This is a genomic window from Vibrio sp. 1562, from assembly GCF_033340155.1.
Classification (GTDB): Bacteria; Pseudomonadota; Gammaproteobacteria; order Enterobacterales; family Vibrionaceae; genus Vibrio; species Vibrio alginolyticus.
Genome location: NZ_JAWOVY010000368.1, coordinates 1 through 691, shown reverse-complemented (window position 1 = coordinate 691; position 691 = coordinate 1). Strand labels below are relative to the sequence as shown.

Annotated in this window: 1 protein-coding gene; it reads left to right on the top strand. The window is 46.2% G+C overall.

What is annotated here, in order from left to right; translation table 11 throughout:
- On the top strand, positions 1–585 hold a 585-nt coding region (locus R7Z49_RS25230; protein WP_169643406.1), incomplete at its 5' end, for an ABC transporter permease.
- Between the last annotated feature and the right edge of the window lie 106 nt (positions 586–691).

The following is a 691-nucleotide window of genomic DNA, read 5'->3' as shown; positions in this document are numbered from 1 at the left end:
GCATGGGTGCTCAATACTTCAAATTTACGTGTATTGCCCAGTGTGATTGAGCAATTAAAGCGAGATTACGGCAATAGCGTCGCCGTAAAAGGCTGGCAGGAGTTATCGCCGGAGCTTTCTCAACAAATCGCATTAGACAAAGCTGGCGGGATCTTCCTCATCTACATTCTGTATGGCATCGTTGGTTTTGGTCTATTCGCGACCATTTTGATGACGACGTTAGAACGCCAGCGTGAATTTGCCGTGATGTTGGCCACTGGGATGCTCAGGAGCAAGCTGATTGGTTTAATTTCAATTGAATCGCTTTTCATCGCCATTATTGGCATTGTTTTGGGTTTGATCGTCAGTGCGCCTGTGCTTGGCTACTTCTATTTTAATCCCATTGAAATCACTGGCGAAGCTGCTCAAGTCATGTTGGAAAGTGGTTTTGAGCCCATTGTGCCTGTTTCTCTCGATCCTCACTTGCTGCTTAACCAAATTATCGTGGTTCTCATCATCTTATCCTTGTGCCTTGTCTACCCGATGATTCGTCTTCTTCGTTTACCTATCGCCAGTGGGCTGAAAGGGGGCGCGCATGTTGATTAAATTGGCTTGGCGTAATCTTTGGCGGAACAAACTAAGAACGTCGATCATGCTTGGCGCGATGGTGTTTGGTTTGATGGGTGTTGTCGCCATGATCGGATTTATGAAT